At 59.2% G+C, this 1,032-nt stretch carries 1 protein-coding gene; it reads left to right on the top strand.

Annotated features, from left to right (window positions below; translation table 11 throughout):
* Positions 1 to 82: 82 nt before the first annotated feature.
* Positions 83 to 1,032: IS110 family transposase (locus ACOVRA_RS07875; RefSeq protein ID WP_421719803.1), on the top strand; the 950-nt coding region annotated here is incomplete at its 3' end.

Raw genomic sequence — 1,032 nt, forward strand, 5'->3', positions numbered from 1 at the left:
GGAATTGGTTGCGATAGAGGGGGTGAAGGTCTCCAATCGTGAGGCGGCAAAAGGGATGCCGCGACAGCGCGGGAGACCGAGAATGGAACATTTTGTTGGACTAGATGTTGCGACCCTCAAAACAGCGGTGTGTGTGGTAGACCGCGAAGGCGAAATTGTTTTTGAAACCGAGGTCGAGACCGACCCCTTAATCATAGCAGAAATCCTCAAGCCCTGGGCGCGTACGCTACGCGGCTTAGGCCACGAAGCAGGAGCTCTAGCGCCCTGGCTGCATACGGGCTTACTGGAGGCAGGTCTGCCTACGTCCTGTCTGGAGACCCGCCATGTGCGTGCAAGCCTTGGCGCGCAACGCAACAAGACCGACCGTAATGATGCGCGTGGCATTGCCCAGCTCATGCGAACCGGGTGGTTTAGCGCCATTCATATGAAAAGCCGCGATTGCTACCGGATCCGCTTGATCCTGGTGCACCGACGGACCCTCAAGCGCAAATTTCTCGATATCGAGAACACCATACGTCATTCATTGAAGGTGTTCGGCATCAAGCTCGGGCTTGTCTCAAGGGGAAAGCTAGGAGATGCGGTCATGGCCGCCGTGGCCGGAGACACTTTGCTGGAAGGCTTGTGCGGGGCAATGCTCGCCGCACGCGAGGCGTTATGGGCCCAAGTCGAGCGATTGGACCGCTTGGTTGGGGAGCTGGCCGGCGGAGATGAAGTCTGTCGCCGCTTCATGGGGATACCTGGTGTTGGCCCCATCACGGCACTGACCTTCAAAACCGCGATCGAGACCCCGGGGCGGTTCACCAAAAGCCGCGATGTCGGTGCCTATCTGGGTCTCACCCCCCGCCGCTGGCAATCAGGCGATAGCGATGGTCACAACGGCGCGATCTCGCGGCGGGGTGATGGGGAAGTACGAACCCTCCTCTATGAGGCAGCCCAATCCATGCTGACGCGCTCTGGCACATGGTCAACACTCAAAGCTTGGGGCATGGCACAGGCCAAGCGCAGCGGTCACAAGAAAGCTGTCACCGCAAT

The sequence above is a fragment of the Aquidulcibacter sp. genome (assembly GCF_049239865.1).
In the GTDB taxonomy this organism is placed as follows: Bacteria; Pseudomonadota; Alphaproteobacteria; order Caulobacterales; family Aquidulcibacteraceae; genus Aquidulcibacter.